General features: G+C 68.3%; 14 protein-coding genes. 11 read left to right on the forward strand and 3 right to left on the reverse strand.

Annotated elements, in window-relative coordinates; translation table 11 throughout:
- The first annotated feature begins 11 nt into the window (after positions 1 to 11).
- The 3 genes from ACRAKI_RS09330 (at position 12) to ACRAKI_RS09340 (ending at position 2,991) form a co-directional block, all read left to right on the forward strand.
- Positions 12 to 560, forward strand: coding sequence for a DUF4365 domain-containing protein (locus ACRAKI_RS09330; protein WP_447006654.1), 549 nt, complete (start codon positions 12 to 14; stop codon positions 558 to 560).
- Between the two features lie 94 nt (positions 561 to 654).
- Positions 655 to 1,707: a hypothetical protein gene (locus tag ACRAKI_RS09335; protein ID WP_447006655.1), complete on the forward strand. Its 1,053-nt coding sequence runs from the start codon at positions 655 to 657 to the stop codon at positions 1,705 to 1,707.
- 426 nt (positions 1,708 to 2,133) lie between these two features.
- Positions 2,134 to 2,991 carry a hypothetical protein gene (locus tag ACRAKI_RS09340; protein WP_447006656.1) on the forward strand — a complete coding sequence of 286 codons (858 nt, stop codon included), beginning with the start codon at positions 2,134 to 2,136 and terminating at the stop codon, positions 2,989 to 2,991.
- 98 nt (positions 2,992 to 3,089) lie between these two features.
- Here the strand turns inward: ACRAKI_RS09340 and ACRAKI_RS09345 are convergent, their stop codons facing one another.
- Positions 3,090 to 3,968: a phosphotransferase enzyme family protein gene (locus ACRAKI_RS09345; protein ID WP_447006657.1), complete on the reverse strand. Its 879-nt coding sequence runs from the start codon at positions 3,966 to 3,968 to the stop codon at positions 3,090 to 3,092.
- Complete coding sequence (locus ACRAKI_RS09350; protein WP_447006658.1) at positions 3,965 to 5,278, reverse strand: XRE family transcriptional regulator; 1,314 nt, start codon at positions 5,276 to 5,278, stop codon at positions 3,965 to 3,967. Before ACRAKI_RS09350 ends, ACRAKI_RS09345 begins: the two co-directional genes overlap by 4 nt.
- Before the next feature lie 166 nt (positions 5,279 to 5,444).
- Between ACRAKI_RS09350 and ACRAKI_RS09355 the strand changes: the two genes are divergently transcribed.
- The 8 genes from ACRAKI_RS09355 to ACRAKI_RS09390 all read left to right on the forward strand — a co-directional run bounded on the left by ACRAKI_RS09355 (position 5,445) and on the right by ACRAKI_RS09390 (position 14,694).
- A complete protein-coding gene (locus tag ACRAKI_RS09355; RefSeq protein ID WP_447006659.1) occupies positions 5,445 to 6,002 on the forward strand; it encodes a DUF4254 domain-containing protein in 558 nt (185 codons plus the stop codon).
- Between the two features lie 295 nt (positions 6,003 to 6,297).
- On the forward strand, positions 6,298 to 6,642 hold the full coding sequence (locus ACRAKI_RS09360; protein ID WP_447006660.1) for a hypothetical protein: 345 nt from the start codon (positions 6,298 to 6,300) through the stop codon (positions 6,640 to 6,642).
- Between the two features lie 102 nt (positions 6,643 to 6,744).
- On the forward strand, positions 6,745 to 8,049 hold the full coding sequence (gene fxlM / locus ACRAKI_RS09365; RefSeq protein WP_447006661.1) for a methyltransferase, FxLD system: 1,305 nt from the start codon (positions 6,745 to 6,747) through the stop codon (positions 8,047 to 8,049).
- A gap of 5 nt (positions 8,050 to 8,054) precedes the next feature.
- A complete protein-coding gene (locus ACRAKI_RS09370; RefSeq protein ID WP_158854378.1) occupies positions 8,055 to 8,246 on the forward strand; it encodes an FxLD family lanthipeptide in 192 nt (63 codons plus the stop codon).
- 81 nt (positions 8,247 to 8,327) lie between these two features.
- Entirely contained in the window at positions 8,328 to 11,423 is a 3,096-nt protein-coding gene (locus ACRAKI_RS09375; protein ID WP_447006662.1) for a lantibiotic dehydratase, read from the forward strand.
- Positions 11,420 to 12,598, forward strand: coding sequence for a lanthionine synthetase C family protein (locus ACRAKI_RS09380; protein WP_447006663.1), 1,179 nt, complete (start codon positions 11,420 to 11,422; stop codon positions 12,596 to 12,598). Before ACRAKI_RS09375 ends, ACRAKI_RS09380 begins: the two co-directional genes overlap by 4 nt.
- Positions 12,580 to 13,548, forward strand: a complete 969-nt coding sequence (locus ACRAKI_RS09385) for a thiopeptide-type bacteriocin biosynthesis protein (RefSeq protein WP_447006664.1) — start codon at positions 12,580 to 12,582, stop codon at positions 13,546 to 13,548. The genes ACRAKI_RS09380 and ACRAKI_RS09385 overlap by 19 nt, the downstream gene beginning before the upstream one ends.
- Positions 13,549 to 13,551: 3 nt before the next feature.
- On the forward strand, positions 13,552 to 14,694 hold the full coding sequence (locus tag ACRAKI_RS09390; protein ID WP_447006665.1) for a hypothetical protein: 1,143 nt from the start codon (positions 13,552 to 13,554) through the stop codon (positions 14,692 to 14,694).
- A 512-nt stretch (positions 14,695 to 15,206) separates the two neighbouring features.
- On the opposite strand, the gene ACRAKI_RS09395 is transcribed toward ACRAKI_RS09390, so the two are convergent.
- A complete protein-coding gene (locus ACRAKI_RS09395) occupies positions 15,207 to 16,454 on the reverse strand; it encodes a DNA cytosine methyltransferase (RefSeq protein WP_447006666.1) in 1,248 nt (415 codons plus the stop codon).
- Between the last annotated feature and the right edge of the window lie 39 nt (positions 16,455 to 16,493).

Genomic DNA, 16,493 nt, shown 5'->3' on the forward strand with positions numbered 1-16,493 from the left:
GCCCGCGACACATGACCATGGTGATCATGGCTGATGGCGCAAGCCGTTCTTGGAACGGTGTGGCGACTTTGGATGCGAACCGAGCGAAGTCGCGGTTCGGCGTCGCCTACGTTCGCGCGGTGTGCAGCCAAGCTGGGGTTGGCTTCCAGGAGAGCAGCCCTGACGAGGACGTTCTCGCGATCGACGGGAACGTTGACTTCGAGATTGCACCCGCCCGGGTGCAGGTGAAATGCACCGGGCGGTTCCGGATCAAGGGTGGATCGACGGCGACCTGGCCGATCGACGAGTCCTGGGTTCAGCACTGGAAGCGCTCCGGGCTTCCGGTCTACTTCGTCCTGGTGATCGTTGACCCGGATGATCAGGTGTCGTGGCTGCTGCACCAGGACGAGGTGACGCTGCACCGCGCGGCTGCCTTCTGGGTCCGGGTCGACACGCTTCCGGATGGGCAGAACATCGTCGTCCCGAAGGCGCAGCGGTTGACGGCTGACACCCTGCGGTTGTGGGCGGCGGAGGTCGAGGCTAGCTTCGGCGGGTCGAGAGGAGGCGGTGTGGTTGCCTGACACCGTCGTCTTGCCGACGCCAGTCGATCTGGTGAGCTACCTCAGGACCCACGGGTGGTTATCCAGTCCGCCGGGTCCGGGTGGAACGCTGTGGGTGAAGGGCGAGGCCCGCATCGGTGTACCGCACGAGTTGGATGACGTGCTGATCAGTGCAGTGCTGGACAGGCTTGCTCGGGCCGAGCGGCGCGACGTGAAGACCACCACTGACGCCGTGAGGTACGTGCGGTTCGACGTGGCGCACCTGAGAGCGGTGAACGACTACCGCATCATCGACAAGATTCCGCTGGAGACGGCGACGAAGCTGATCACCTCCGCGCGGACGATGCTGCGTGCGACCGCCACGACGGCGCGGTGGGAGCGTGCACAGATCGGCGGCAGCTACTCGCGAGTCGGCGACGAGGTGATCCGTGAGGCGTTCATGGGGCACACCGAGCGTGGCTCCTTCATCATCCCCGTCCTGGTGCCGATTCCGGAACCTGAGCAACCGGATCCTGAGCAACCGACGTTATATGACGGGCAGGCCGAGCCTGTCTTGCACAACGCAGCGCCAGAGCCGTTCGAACGTCGCGTCGTGCGGACATTCGCTCAGTCGATGCAGGCTGTGCACGACCTTGTCGTAGAGCCTGGGCGCATGCCGAACACCGACTACATGCACGAACTGGTGTACCGAGGCGTAAGTCGTGAGTTCTGCACAGCGCTCGCCACTGTCCTCGATGAGAGCGCGATTGGGGAGTTCGAGACCACCGTCGACTGGGCGCCGGTGGTGCCGGCACCGGATACGATGGCGCGGCAGGTGTCGATCAGTGCGGAAGCCGTTGACCTTGTCCGGTCCGTCGCCGAACGATTGCGTCAACAGCGAGCGCCCTCCAAGCAGATGTTCTCCGGCACCATCGTCCAGTTTCGGCACGAGAACCATGACGATCCGTTCGGTGAGATCGCCGTGTCAACCATGCGTCGAGGCCGGCCATCGGAGGTCAGAGTACGGCTCCCTATCGAGACCTACCGTAAAGCCTGGGAATGGCATAACGCAGGCCGCGCCGTTCTGGTTGAAGGTCTTATTCGACGCTCACCTGGCAAGCCGGGAATCGTAGACGACCCGGCCCGGTTTCAGCCGCTCGATGAATTGATGCTGCCCGGCGCGGTCTAGCCTTCGAATTCCTGGTACGTGGTGGGGTTCATTCACCGGTGTGCTGGCGGGTGGGCGGGCCGCCTGGGCGTCACGCTCGCACCACGGCCGTGGTGCGGTGGAAGAGTGACCTCGCAACCTTTTGGATTCATCATATGTACGGCTCCGTCTGTGTTCGCCAGCCGACAGCGATGCCAGCTCTCTCTTCGTTCCGTACACCAGATGCTGCACAGTTACAGGTTGAACTCGGAGTAGGCTCGTGGTACCCCGGCGAAGCGCTCAGGGGTGAGGCCTGCCAACCGCAACACGCGGCGTCGTCAAAACCCAACACGGCCTCTATACGATCCCCGCATCGCAAGGGCTCGTGTCGCCGATCAGTGGCAGAAGGTGTGGTAAAGCGCAGTGTGTCGGCGGTGGCGGCTGTTCTCAATGGATTAGCATGTCTACATGAGTTACACGGCCCAGGTTCTTCGCGTAATGATCGCTTCCCCTGGTGACGTCACCGATGCGCGTGATGCGGTCGAGGCTGCCATCCATGGCTGGAACGACGCCAATGCTCGGAACAAGCAGATCATCCTGCATCCATGGCGCTGGGAGACTTCAGCGGTGCCGGTCTTGGGTGGGCGCCCTCAGGAGTTGATCAACGCCCAAGGTGTCGATGACTCCGACATCGTGTTCGCGCTGTTCGGCAGCAGGCTTGGGTCTCCTACCCGGGACGCCGTGTCGGGCACTGTTGAGGAGATCGAACGAGCTCTCGAGCAGGGAAAGCCTGTCCACCTTTACTTCTCTACAGCGCCGCTGCCCAACGATGTCGACACCGCGCAACTCGAAGGGCTTCGCGACTTCAGGAGGGAGATCCAGAGCCGGGGTCTGTTGGGTGAGTTCAGCAGCCCGAGTCAGCTCAATCATGAAGTGTGGAAAGCGATCGAGCACGATGTTGCAGCCTTGAATCTGGGTGTGCCCGTACTCGCGCCTAAGGCGACTGGCGTGGACCTGCTTGTGCAGCCCCAGCAAGAACGCGTGCAAACCGGGGTCGATAAAAGGGGGAAGGTGAAGTACCGCACTAATCACTGGCTGGAGATCATCAACCGCGGCACGGTGGATGCCGAAGACGTCCGTTTTGAACCGTTGGGTGAAAACTCCAGCTTGCGTTTGGTGGGCAGTGACAAGCCCACTGTCATCCATGCCGGGCAAACACGACGGATTAACTACACGCCGGTCTGGAATGGGGATGACGACCTGAAGTTGCGGGTCATGTGGAGTGAAAACGGTCAGCAGCAGGAGCGCGAGTTCCACGTGGGGTGACTCTCTGCAGCAGGACGCTTGTCGAAGTTATCCTGAAAGGTGCGTATTGACAATCTACGGCCTGTCGGACACTGATGAGCCGAGACGAGCCTGCCGGTTCATGGCGCTGGAGTCCACTGCCAAGGTCGTGTTGCATGTCGGCGGAGGCAGGCGACACGGAGGCTGGCCTCTGCGCGAGCGTCGGGATTCTCGGCGGCCCGCTGGGCGACGTAGGACGCCATGCGTAGTTCACGGATGTCTCGGAGCAGTTCGAAGCCGGGCCAGTCAATGACGTCGTGGCCGTAGCGGTCGCAGAAGTCGCGGTAGTCCTCTGCAGTGATCCAGTCGAAGCTGGTGTGCTTGATGGCGGTGCTGACGAGGTCCCATTCGGGTGGGCCGACGGAGCAGCGTTCGAGGTCGAGCAGCACCACCTGGCCGTCGTCGGTGGCCACCACGTTGCCGACCCAGGCGTCACCGTGCACGACGCAGCGCGGCAGGCCGGGAGGCACGTTGGCGTAGCGGGCCTGGAGGGAGGACAGGTGTTCACGGAGCCAGCTCCGGTCTTCGTCGGTGAGCGTCGTGGCCGCGTGGATGCGCTCGGCGAGCCGGACGAACGGGGCCAAGTCGCCAAGGGGGAGGTCGGTGGGGACGGGGAGGTCGTGGAGTCGGCGGATGGCGGTGGCGACCTCGGCGGGAGTGCCGTGTCGGTGGGGAGGGAGCTCCTCCCAGAAGGTCACGGCCCTGCCCGCCGCCTGCACCGGCTGGACGACGTCCTTCAACGCCCGGACGGCCGGGATCTCGTGCTCGGCAAGCCACTGCGCGATGCGGACCTCACGAGTGGCGGCGGCGAGCTGGCCGGGCCGGGCGATGCGGGCCACGACGCCGCCGGGCAGACGGAACAGGGCGTTCTCGCCCAGCCGGATCGGCTCGACGTCGGTGTGGTCGAGGCCGACCTCTACACAGGCGGCGGCCAGCACGGCCGAATGGTCATCGCTCACCGTGCCACCACTAGGGTCGTGATGCGGTGCCGCAAGGCCTCCACCGCGGGGATGACCCGGTGTCGTTGGCCGTAGCGAGCCAGCTCGCGCAGGTCGTCCACGGCGCGGTTGGAGCGGATGGTCCCGGCGGCGTCCAGTGCCGCTGAGCCGATCACCGCGGCCTCGCGCGGGTCGCCAGTGGCCATCGTCAGCGAGGCCAGCTTGATCTGCGAGATCGTGCGCGACCGGGCGTAGGCGGCGGTGTGCCCCGCCACGGCCGTGGAGAACCGGGCGGTGGCCTCGGCAGGAGAGCGGCCCTGGACAGCGATGTCGAACAGGGCGTGGCCGGTGTCGCCCGCGTGCTGGGCGGCGTCGTAGTACCGCATCCACGACGCGTCGTTGGCCGGGTTGCTGTGGGCGAAGTGGTCGTCGGCGGTGCCGACGGCGATGAGCGTCTCCCGGACGCGGCCCATCTTGGCCAGCGCTCGGGCGTGAGCAGTGTGCAGCATGGCCCGCTCGGTCGCGGTGAGCCGGTCGGCGCGGACGAGGGCGTGCTCGGTGAGCGTCAGGCCCTCGTCGGGCTTGCCGATCCAGATGGCCTGCCGGGCCATTGAGGAGAGGATCTTGGCGCGCAGGTGCCAGTCGTCGGCCTCCTCGGCGCAGGCCAGGGCGAACTGGAACACGCGGCGGGCGTCGTCGTGGGCGTAGGCGTCGAAGGCCATGAAGGCGCAGGTGTGGGCGAGGTAGCCGACGGCGCTGTGCAGCGGGCCGTGCAGCTTGGCGGGGTAGTTGGCGCCGAGCAGGTCGGCGGAGAAGCGGAGTTGGGCGAGGACGGCTTCGCGGGCCAGGCCGCCGCCGTAGGTGTGGTCCCACCCGGCGAACACGCGTGCCGCGGTGTGAATCTGCTCGATCTCGGTCTGGCCGACGCGGGCGGGGGCCGCGGTCGGCTGGGTGCCCTCCAGCAGGGCAGCGACCGGGGCGAGCGCGAGGGTGCCGACGCCGAGGGCGGCGGTGCGCAGGAACTGCTTTCGGTCCACGGTCGCCAGCTTTACCACCGAGCGGCGGCGGTTGCTGAAGCCCAGCGCGGCGTCGCTGGAAGCACCAAGGGTGACGCGCAGTGCCTCGCGGTACAGCGCTCCGGGCCAACGGATGTCGCCGCGTTCGAGCTTGCCCAGGTAGTTGGCGTCGAGCTCGACCTTCCGCTCGTAATGACGCCAGATGTAGGCGTTGACCAGGTCGGCAAGCTCTTGCCGGGACAGGGACTCGCCGGACTGTGTGGGCGAGGCGGTGCGTTCCCGCGCCTGCCGCAGCTGATCGTTTGCCGTGGGCACTGGTCCGGCCTCCCATGGGTGTGACCAGGGCCATCGTGACACGCAACGTGACGAAACGGGTACTGCTCCGCGAATGGGGAGGATTGCAACCCTCCCCGAATCCTCCCCTTGACATCCCCGGTTCCTGGTGTCCGCAGCAATGCGGATCGCGGGCACGGTTGGTGGCATGACGGAGACCGCGCTTGAGCAGGGTGGAACGGCGAACACCGCCGCAGCCGGCGTCATCCCGCGTGCGTCGCTGGTGGTTCGCGCCTTCAGCAGTCCTCATGAGGTCAACGGCCTGCACCCGGTGCTGGCCTTGGCGGCAGACCTGGGTACCGAGAATCGGACCCGCACCGAGGCCCAGCAGATCATCAACGACCCGCGCGGCGACGACCGCGTGGCCGCGGCGGCCCTCCGTGCGATCCACGACCACGATGTCACCCGATCGGTGCTGATCGAGCGGATCGACGCCTGGGCGGGAAGGCAGTTCGGCGAATCCAGCGCGCGGCTGCTGCACACCGAGAGCCTGGGGCAGTTGGTTGACCGCCTGGCCGCGGCGTGGGTCCGGTCCCGGCTGCTGGCCGAGGACGACAACCCGGCCGCGCGTGATCCGGCGAAGCTCGCGCTGCACCGGCTGGGAGAGCTGTGCATCGGCTACGACGACCTGGTGACCGACCTGCTGGGCGGCCGTCGCCGACTGCCGATCTACCAGGCGCTCACCGGCCACGACGTGGCGGCATGAGACGTGGACGGGACACGCGATGTCGTCGCCGTCGTCGTGGCATTCGACAGCCCCGTCGGCCGCGTCACGACGGCCATCGACGAACTCACCACCCACCTGCCCTCCACTGGTCACCAGCTCGTCTGTCCGATCTGCTCCGCTCGGTCGTGGCCGTGTCCCCCATTCCACGACGCGGCGCACCTGGTGATCGCCGCCGGAGTCCGGCTCGCCGACCTGGTGCCGGTCGACCTCCACTCGCGGCTGTGGCCACCAGCCACCACGAAGCAACAGCCCTGGCCCACCGAGGAGGTCTCGAATGGCTGAAGCACCGTTCACGGCCGTGCACAAGGCCGTGTTCGACCACCTCGACTACCTCGACGCCCTGGTCGGCGAGGGCGACCTCCGATGCCGTGCGGCGTTGGCCGACTCCGAGATCGCGCGTCTTACCGCCGCATGGCGCGCTTTGCTCGACCAGCACGCACTCGACGGGCGCGGCCGCTGTCGGCAGTGCTCCGGCCAGTTCCGTGCACGGAGATCACCGTGCACGGTGTGGACCACCGCCCACCAGCACCTGGTCACCGACGGCCCTCCCACGGCCGCGACCGGTCGGCACGCGGCAGTCGACCGGCGGTCGTCCGTCGCCGTGCTGGGTGCCTCCTGACCGGAGGAACGCGCCGCCCCCGACGCGGTGCGTTCCCTCCGGTCGCATGACCTCGTCCGCGAGCCGCACTTGCGCAGCAGAACCCTCTGAAAAGGTGACCAGGTGAACACACTGCGAGACCACAACACCGGCCCGTCCACCGACTCCGACAGGGCGACCGAGATCCGCAACGCCCTGACGGACAAGCTCCTCTCAGACGGCATGATCACCTCACCGGTCGTGGAGCGGGCATTCCGCACGGTGCCTCGGCACCTGTTCGTCCCCGAAGGCACGCCCCTGGAGGTGGCCTACAACGCCGCCGACTCGGTGGCTATCAAGACCGACCAGGACGGCGTGATCATCTCCTCGACCAGCGCGCCGTTCATCCAGGCGCGGATGATCGAGCAAGCCGGGCTCGGGCCCGACATGAGCGTGTTGGAGATCGGGTCCGGGGGCTACAACGCTGCGCTGCTGGCGGAGGTCGTCGGTCCGCACGGGCGCGTTGTCAGCGTGGACATCGACCCGGAGGTGACCGACCGAGCCCGCGCCCTGCTGGACGCCACCGGGTACGGCAGCCGGGTCACAGTTGTCCAGGCCGACGCCGAGAACCCTTTGCCCGAACTGCACCAGCCGGTCGACGCGATCCTCGTGACGGTCGGGGCGTGGGACCTCTCGCCGACATGGCTTGACCAGTTGTCCGAGAACGGCATGATCGTCGTCCCGCTGCGGATGAACGGCATCACCCGCTCGATCGCGTTCCGCCGCGAAGGCGACCACCTGGTCAGCACCTCGGCCGAGGTGTGCGGATTCGTCCCGATGCAGGGATCGGGCGCGCACGACGAGCGGATCTTCCTGCTCCCCGACGCGCACGGCCACAACGTCAAGCTCCGTTTCGACGGCGACGTTCCGCAGGACATGGGCCTGTTGGACGGTGTCCTGGCCACGGAGCGCACCGAGGTCTGGTCCGGCGTCACGGTCAGGCACGGCGTGTCGTTCGCCGACCTGCACCTGTGGTTCGCAGGCTTCCTGCCCGGCTTCTGCAAGCTCGCCGTGGACGAGGGCACCGAGTTGGCCGCCGAGCGCAAGAGCTGGTTCCCCTTCGGTGTCGTGCGCGGTGACTCCTTCGCCTACCTGGCGGTGCGTCCGGCGCTGGACGGTGCCGGAGTCGAGTTTGGAGCGCGGGCCTACGGAGCACACGGCGAGACCGCCGCCACCGCGATGGTCGAACAGATCCAGGCGTGGGACCGCCGTGCCCGCGATGTGGCTCCCACGTTCGCCTACTGGCCGACCGGTAGTGACCGCATCCGGATCGACGAGGGCGCGGCGGTGCTGGAGAAGACGCACGGCCTGGTCACGATCTCCTGGCCGCAGGCGGCGAACACCGCAGCCGGCCCGGATGCCCTGCACAACCCCGAAAGTGAGGAGTGAAACCGATGTCGCCAATGCTGACCGTCGCCAGCCCGGAGCTTGAGGATTCCGCCGTCGACGACGCGGAGTTCGAGCTCGACATGCGTGTGGTGGAGTCCACCACCCAGCTCGTGATCATGATGTGCGACACGAGCGACGGCTGCGGCAACACCTGCGGCACCAGCGCGTGCAGCACCGGCTCCAACGACCCGTTCTGACCCAGCCCTCTGCCGTCGGTGCCCGAACCCTCGGGCGCCGACGGCGGCGGCCAGCCGACCGGGCGAGGAGAGCCGATCACCATGACCGTGTCCACCCGCTACCGGCACACCGGCCTCGTCCTGGTCCGTGCCACCACAGACCCCGGTGACCTCGACCCTCCGACGCACCTGGACCTGTCCGACCCCGCCGCGGTCGAGCAGGAGGGCCGGGCATGGTTGACGAAGGTGTGGGCGCGCCGAGAGGTACGCGAGGCGCTGCACCTGGCCAGCCCGGTGCTCTGTGCCCGCCTCGACCAACTCCTCGACACGGGTGCCGGGCCACATCCGGTGAAGGAATTGCGCCGCGCCATCGTCTCCGTGGCGTCCTACCTGCTGCGCTGGCAGCGGCGCGCGACCCCGTTCGGACTGTTCGCCGGAATCACCGCCGCCGCCATCGGGCCCGCGAAGGCCGAGGTGGGCGGCGGGCACCGGGCCGTGCTGCGCGCGGACGCCGAGTGGGTCACAACGCTGATCGACCGGCTTGAACGGCATCCGGGCCTGCGCCCGCGCCTGACGGTCGTGGCCGACAACGCGAGGATCGTGCGCGACGGCCGCGTCATCGTGCACCGCCGGGCCGAGGTCGGCGCCTCCACACCAGGACCGCTGCGGGAGTCCTCGGTACGGCTCAACCGGCCCGTGCAGTTCGCGCTGACCGCAGCAGGCTCGCCGATTCAGTTCGACGCGCTCGCCGCCGAGATGACCGCCCGGTTCCCGTCCGCCTCCCCGGACAAGATCCATGCACTACTGCACGGCCTGGTCGACGGCGGCCTGTTGATCACAAGCCTTCGCCCTCCGATGACGACCGTTGACGCCTTGTCCCACCTGGTCCGCGCGCTACGTGCGGCCGGCGGAGAGGACCTGCCCGACGTTGCCGGGCTGATGCGTGAACTCGACGGCATCAGTACCCGCCTAGCCCATCACAACAGCACCACCGACCCTATGCGGACCATCGAGATCCGGAAGGCCCTCGGCACGCAGATGACCGCCGTGGTCCCGGATGCCGGTCATGTCTTTGCCGCCGACGTGCGGCTGGACGCGATGATCACCGTTCCCGAACGGGTGCTGACCGAGGCGACGGTCGCCGCCAGTGTTCTGCTGCGGGTGGGCACTCAGCCGTTCGGTTCGGCGGCCTGGCTGGACTACCACGCCCGGTTCCGTGCTCATTACGGTCCCGGTGCGCTGGTGCCGGTGCGGGAGTTGGTTGCCGACTCTGGGCTCGGCTACCCGGCCGGGTACCTCGGTGCGCCACGCGCCAGGCCCGCTTGGCGGATGCTGACCGAACGCGACGCCGCCCTCATGGCGTTGATTCAGCAGGCCACGGTGGACGGTGCCGAGGAGATCACGCTGACCGACACGGACATCGAGGCGTTGACCGTCGGGGAGCACGCCGACATCATCGCGCCGCAGCGTGTCGAACTCGGTGTCGCGTTGTACGCCGCCTCGGCCCAGGCGATCGACCGAGGTGATTTTCACCTTCGAGTTACCGCCGCACCACGCATCCCCACCAGCATGGCTGCACGGTTCGCCCACCTGCTCGACGACGCCGACCGCGCACGGCTGGCCGCGACCTACGCCACGGAACCCGAGAACTCAACGCAGGACGGGACGGTTGCGGTGCAGTTGTCGTTTCCACCACGCCGCCCGCACAACGAGAACGTGGTGCGCGTCCAGCCGCTACTCCCGGACGTCGTACCACTCTCGGAACATCCCGACCCGGCACACCCGCATCTCGGCGTGATCAGCGTGGACGACCTGGCGGTCACAGCCGACGCCGACCAGATGTACCTGGTCCAGCGTTCCACCGGCCAACGGGTGATCCCCCGGATTCCGCACGCCCTGGACACCACCGTCCAGACTCCGCCACTGGCTCGGTTCCTCGCCGAGGTCGCCGACGCGCGCAACGCGGTATTCCGAGGATTCGATCTGGGCGCCGCCCGCGCTCTGCCCTACGTGCCCCGCATCCGGTATCGGCACACGGTGCTCTCCGCTGCCCGCTGGATCGTTAGCGATTCAGACTTATCCGGCTGGCAGAAGGACTCGCTGCGTTCCTGGCGGCAGCGGTGGCGGGTACCGGCACGGGTCGTGCTGTGCCACGGCGAACTGCGCCTGCCGCTCGACCTCGATCAGGAGCTGGACCGCGCCTTACTTCGGGCTCAGGTGGAGCGGGCCGAGCGGATCGAGCTGCAAGAAGACTGCCCATCCGACGGCCACGGCTGGATCGGACGTCCGACGGAGTTGCTGATCCCGATGACCGCGGCCACCCCGTCCTCACGGCCGCTTCCGGCAACTGCGGCCCCCGGTGCGGTCCTTCGACCAGGTGCCTCCGCCATCGTGCACGCGCAGTTGGTGGGCAACCCCGCGCGGTTCGACGAGATCCTCACCGGCCACCTGCCCGCGTTCGTCGACAGCCTCGACGGTCTGGTCGGGCCGTGGTGGGTACGACGGCACCGCGACATGATCCGACCCGAATCCGATCAGCACCTGGCCGTGTTGCTGCGCCTGACCAACCCCGAACAGTACGGGCCGGTCGCCGCCAGGGTGGCCGCCTTTGCGGCCGACCTGCACGCGCGGGGTCTTCCGTGCCAGCTCACCCTCGCCGCCCACCCGCAGCATCTCGCTCGCTACGGCGAAGGCCCGGCGCTGGCTGCCGCCGAGGACATGTTCACCGCCGACACTGCGGCCGCCATCGCACAGATCACGACCACCCGGGCATCCGGGATTCCCGCCCAGGCACTGGCCGCCGCGTCGATGGCACACTTGGCCGCGTCCTTCGCCCCCGACCCGCAGACCGGGTACCGGGCGCTCGTCGGATGCCTGCGCAGGGAACACGGCCCGCTAGACCGGACATTGCGCGACCACGCGCTCGATCTGGCCGACCCTGACGACGGATATCGAGCCGTCCGCGCCCTGCCCGGCGGTGAGGCGGTCGCTGCGGCCTGGACTGCCCGCGACACCACGCTGACCACCTACCACCACGCCCTCACGCAGCAACATCGCGATCCGGGCACCGTGCTGCGCACACTGCTGCACGAGCATCACGTCCGTGCCGTCGGCGTCGATCCGACGTTCGAGAAGGAGACCGGCCGACTCGCTCGCGGCGCCGCGCTGCGCCGCCTCGCCCTGGCCGGTGCTCGATGAACTCCGACCCCGGCGCGGTCACGCTCACCGCCGACGAAGCGGCCGGTCAATCCCTGGCCCGAGGCGCGGCCGGGACGGCGCTGCTGCACATCGAGCGAGCCTGGACCGGCTCCGGAAGCTGGGAAACCGCCCGGTCCCACATCCGGCAAGCGACGGGCGGGCCGATCGACGCCGCCGAACACGCTGGCCTGTACTACGGGGCACCGGCGATTGCGTTCATGCTGCACACCGCCTCGGACAGGCATCCTCGCTACCGCGCGGCCTGCGAGGCGTTGGACGAGCACGTGCTGCGCCTGGCCCGTAGGCGTCTGGCGACCGCCGCGGGCAGGATCGAGCGCGGCGAGGCCACCACGTTCGCCGAGTTCGACCTCTTCTACGGGCTGACCGGGATCGGTGCGCTGCTGGTGCGCCGCAACCCCGGAAGCGACGTCCTCGCCGGGATCCTGCGGTATGTAGTCGCACTGACCGAGCCGCGCCGCCAAGACGGCGTCGAGCTGCCGGGGTGGTGGGTGGCCCACGACCCGGACGAGATCCTGCCGACCCCCGGCGGGCACGCGAACTTCGGGATGGCGCACGGCGCGGCCGGGCTGCTCGCCCTGCTTGCCCTCGCCACCACCCACGGCTGCGTGGTCGACGGCCAACACGAGGCGATCGCCGTCCTGAACGACTGGTTCGACCAGTGGCAGCAGGACTCGGCGGACGGACCGTGGTGGCCGCAGTGGATCACCCGCGAAGAACTGCGTACCGGCCGTCCCACCCAATTCGCACCAGGCCGCCCGTCCTGGTGCTACGGCACCGTCGGCATCGCCCGCGCCCAACAACTCGCCGCCATCGCCACCGACGACCTACGACTCCAGGACGCCGCCGAGAACGCCCTGGCCGCGACCCTGACCGACACGCAGCTCGACCGGATCACCGAACCGGGCCTGTGCCACGGCATGGCTGGCGTCTACCAGACCGCCTACCGGGCCGCCCACGACGCGCGGAACCCCGCCATCGGCCGACGCCTCCCGGCACTGACCGCCAGGCTCACCCAGCACGCCCGCCAACTCGGCGACCAAGCGGACGAGGGCGGGCTGCTGACCGGAGGCGCCGGAGTGGGACTGGCGCTGGAAACCACCCAACACGCCGAGCCACCGCACACGGGATGGGACGCATGTCTGCTGATCACCTGACCACCACATCCCCGCACGAACTCGCCGCCAGCGTGCTCGCCGTGCTCGCGGGCACCGACCTGAAGACCGTTGCGGCGAACAGCGGCTTGGACCGCGCCGACCTCGACGAAGCCGTGTACGTCTACCAGGCGGCGGGCCTCGCGGCGCTGGAACGACATGCAGAACACGACTGGTACCAGGTGCGCGTCGAGTTCCCCGACTGGTCCACTGCCGAGGCTGTAGGTGCGGCGCAACTCGGGCCGCTCCTGGATCACCTCCAGGCCGCTGGGGCGGTGGGCGGGTGGTGGTTTCTGCGCAAACATCCCTGCTGGCGGCTGCGTCTGCACGGTGCGGACACCGCAGCTGTCGACCACGTGCTCGACGAGATGACTGCGGCAGGGGTCATCGCGCGGTGGTGGCCGACGGTGTACGAACCGGAGACCGCCGCCTTCGGCGGCCCCTCCGGGATGGACGCCGTCCACGACCTGTTCTGCGCCGACACCCGCGGTGTGCTCGACTACCTGAGCCACGACGCCCCGGGCCTCGGCCGCCGCGAACTGTCGATCCTGCTGCTCAGCGGCCTCCTGCGCGCCGCCGGACTCGACGTGTTCGAGTGCGGCGACGTCTTCGACAGGGTCGCCCGGTTCCGACCCGCACCCGCCGACGCGGACGCCGCACGGATCGAGCAACTGGTCGCCAACGTGCGCGTCCTGTTGTCGATCCCCGACCTGCCGACCAGCGAGCTGTTCACCTCCGGTGGAGCGGTCGAGCACGCGGCGCCCTGGCTCGCCGCGTTCCAGAACGCCGGCCGCCGGCTCGGCGACGCCGCCGCGCAAGGACGCCTCGACCGCGGAGTCCGCGCGATCCTCACCCACGTACTGATCTTCCACTGGAACCGGTTCGGCCTGTCGGCCGCCAGCCAGGGCATCCTCGCCCGCGCGGCGACCGCGGCCCTGCTGCCCCGGAGCTGACCCATGGACCCCACGACACTGGTCGCCGCCGCCCGCCGCTTCCCGCTCCTCGGCAGGCCACGCCCCGCCTGTCCCTCACTCGTGCGCCGAGTCCAGGAGGTCGCCGACATCGCCCACAAAGCGGGACAAGCGGGCACCGACGGTCTGGCCGAAGGAGCGCATGCCCTGAACAAGGCCGCGCTGATCGCCAGCGACTGCGGCGTGCCGAGCCTGGCCCGCGACCTGTGCTGGCAACACATCGACCTCTACCGCGTCGCCGCCGACCGCCCGCTCACCGTGCTCCAGGCCAGGTACATGCTCGAACCCGTCCTCAACCTTGCTCGACTCCAGATCCGCGCCAGCGACGGAGAACAGGCGCTGCACCTGCTGACGGCGATGCACCGCGCCGTCATGTCCAAGGCAGACCTGGACGTCGACGGACAGACCTTGCCGCTGACCGACCTCACCGGCACCCGCCAGGAACACCACAAGCTGCGCGAATGGGTATGGCTACACCTCGTCGGGGATGGTATCCGCGCGCTGACCCTCGCCGGACGCTGGGACGATGCGGTCGCCCACGCGCAAGCCCACCGAGGAGTCGGGCTGCACCTCATGGAGGGACGGCAGGCCACGATCGTGGCCCACTGCCTGGACGGAGCAGGTGCGGCGGCCATCGCGGCGCTGGCGGAAAGCACGCCAGTGCAACCATGGGAACTCCAGGTCGCCTCTTGCCTCAAGGTGATGTGCGCCCATGCCGCCGATGTGTCTGCACGCCGGGACGTGTACGCGATGATTGGGTACTTCGTCGGGCACGAGCCGATGCCCGGCTACGCGGCCTTCCGCGCCCAGCTCGGGCTGACTGTGACCACACTCGCTGCTGCCACCGATCCCGAAGCGGCAGACAGTGTCCTTGCCCAGGTGGCCGACGAAGTGATCAAAGCCAGCGACGGATACGCCGCCCGCGACGTGCTCCGACACCGCGACACACAAGCGAACTTGCCCAATGAGCAGCGCGAAGCGCTCTCCGACCTGCTGGTCTCCTCCGGCCTGGGGTCAGGAACGCTGTTGGAGCACCTGCTGAAGTCCCTGCTCGACTCGGCGCAGGCCGCGGCCAGGGTGGTGGGTACGTCGCTATCGCAGCAGGACGATCCAGCCATGCGAGCGTGAACCCGCCACCCGCCACCCGCCACCCGCCGCAAAGCGCTCGCCAACCGTAGAGCCTCAGAACCGGGCCAGAACAGTGTCTTGGAGCTCCGGGGCGGAGCTGCACGCCTGCGCCCACGTGACTCGAGTTCGGTGCCCAGGTCCGCGACGATCCGCATCTGCCGGTCTCGTTCAGGAACTGCTCGGCGTCCCGCCGCAGGTTGGCGACCAGGTCGTGTGCCAGAACTCCGGGTTTACGGCGAGTGGGCGACCAGTTCGTCCACGGTCGCTGGTCGACTCTTCAGATACTTGGTGCATTGAGGGCAAGGCGTCGGCCTGATCGGCTGCGCCAGCGTGGCGGTGACCAGCCAGCGTGGCGTGCCACCTGGCAAGTTAAGCGTCTTGGGGCGCTTTCGTCGGTGATCCCGGCTGATTTTAGTTCCGTACTCGTCGAGTCGATGTGCCTTCGAGTTGACAGGAGGAGACAACCACGACTCCCGCTTCCCTCGGCCGGGGACCGTGCGGCGAGATCGTCATCACCGTCTAGCGGCGCGGGGGCGTCTCGGCGCTCGCGTCCGTGAGCGGGCTCGAGGGTGTGGGCTCGGTTCCTTTTCACTGGTATCGATGCGAGCTATAGCAGCGGCTGCGACTGTGGCCAGCGCACGGGCCATCAGAGGCGGGACGGCGTTGCCTACCTGCTTGAGCATCTGCCACTCGCTCGACTTGAACACGAAGCCGTCGTGGAACGACTGGAGTCGCGCCGCCTCGCGCACGGTGATCCAGCGGTCCAACCATGGGTGGACCCACTCGGACATGTCCCTGTGCATCTGGGCCAGGATGGTGTGAGAAGGCTTGTCGGAGTGGAGACGGCGCCACTTCTCCGCGCGCGCGCCCGACCACACCTCCGGCCGCAGGGTCTTGCCGTTGGCACCGGGCTTGAGGTCTTTGATCAACTTGAGTCGGCGTTCCTGCATCCCCTTGGTGTGGTGGTTGTGCAGGAGAGCGGGAACGTGGCCGAGCGCGGTCAGTTTGAGGTCCTTAGAGTACCACTGCCCTTCGCGGTCGACGCGGTACTCCCAGCCTGCTCGGGTGGATCTCTGCCCAGATGGGTAGGGAAGTGGTGCGTCGTCCAGCGACACTTCCTCGGGGAGATCCCGCAGCACCTGGCCCACCGTGGGCGTGGCGACTCGCTCGCACTCCAGGCTCTTGACGAGGAAGTCGTGCGCCTCCATACCGAGGTCGCATCCGTCGCGCACACCGAAGAAGATCGCACGGCGCCGCAACTGTGCGACCCCGTAGTCGCTTGCGGACACGAGCGTCACACCCGCGTTCGAATACCCCGCCTGGGCGAGTGCGTCGAGCACCTCATCCCTGAATCGGCCACCTGCGAGCAGGAGCATGTTTGGCACGTTCTCCATGAGGAAGACCTTGGGACGCAAGACGGTCAGCACTCGGATGAACTCGCGGTAGAGGGTGTTGCGAGCGTCGTCGACCGCGCGTGGCCCGATCTGGCTGAAACCCTGGCAGGGCGGGCCACCGAACACCAGATCCGTCGGTGTGCCCACGAGGTGGTGGAAGCGTGCCCGTTCCTCGTGCCACACAGGCGAGTCGTCACGCAGGAAGTCGCTCACGTCGCCGTGGAAGAGAGGTACGTCGGGGAAGTTGTGCCGGTAGGTCTCCACTGCATACCGGTCGAGTTCGACCGCAGCACGGACCGCGAACCCGGCGAGGCGCACTCCCTCGCAGAAGCCGCCGCATCCTGAGAAGAGGGAGACAGCGCGCAAGGGAGTCAACGTTTCTCCTCGGGCCTCACCTGAAACTAC

It is taken from the genome of Saccharothrix isguenensis, from assembly GCF_052936305.1.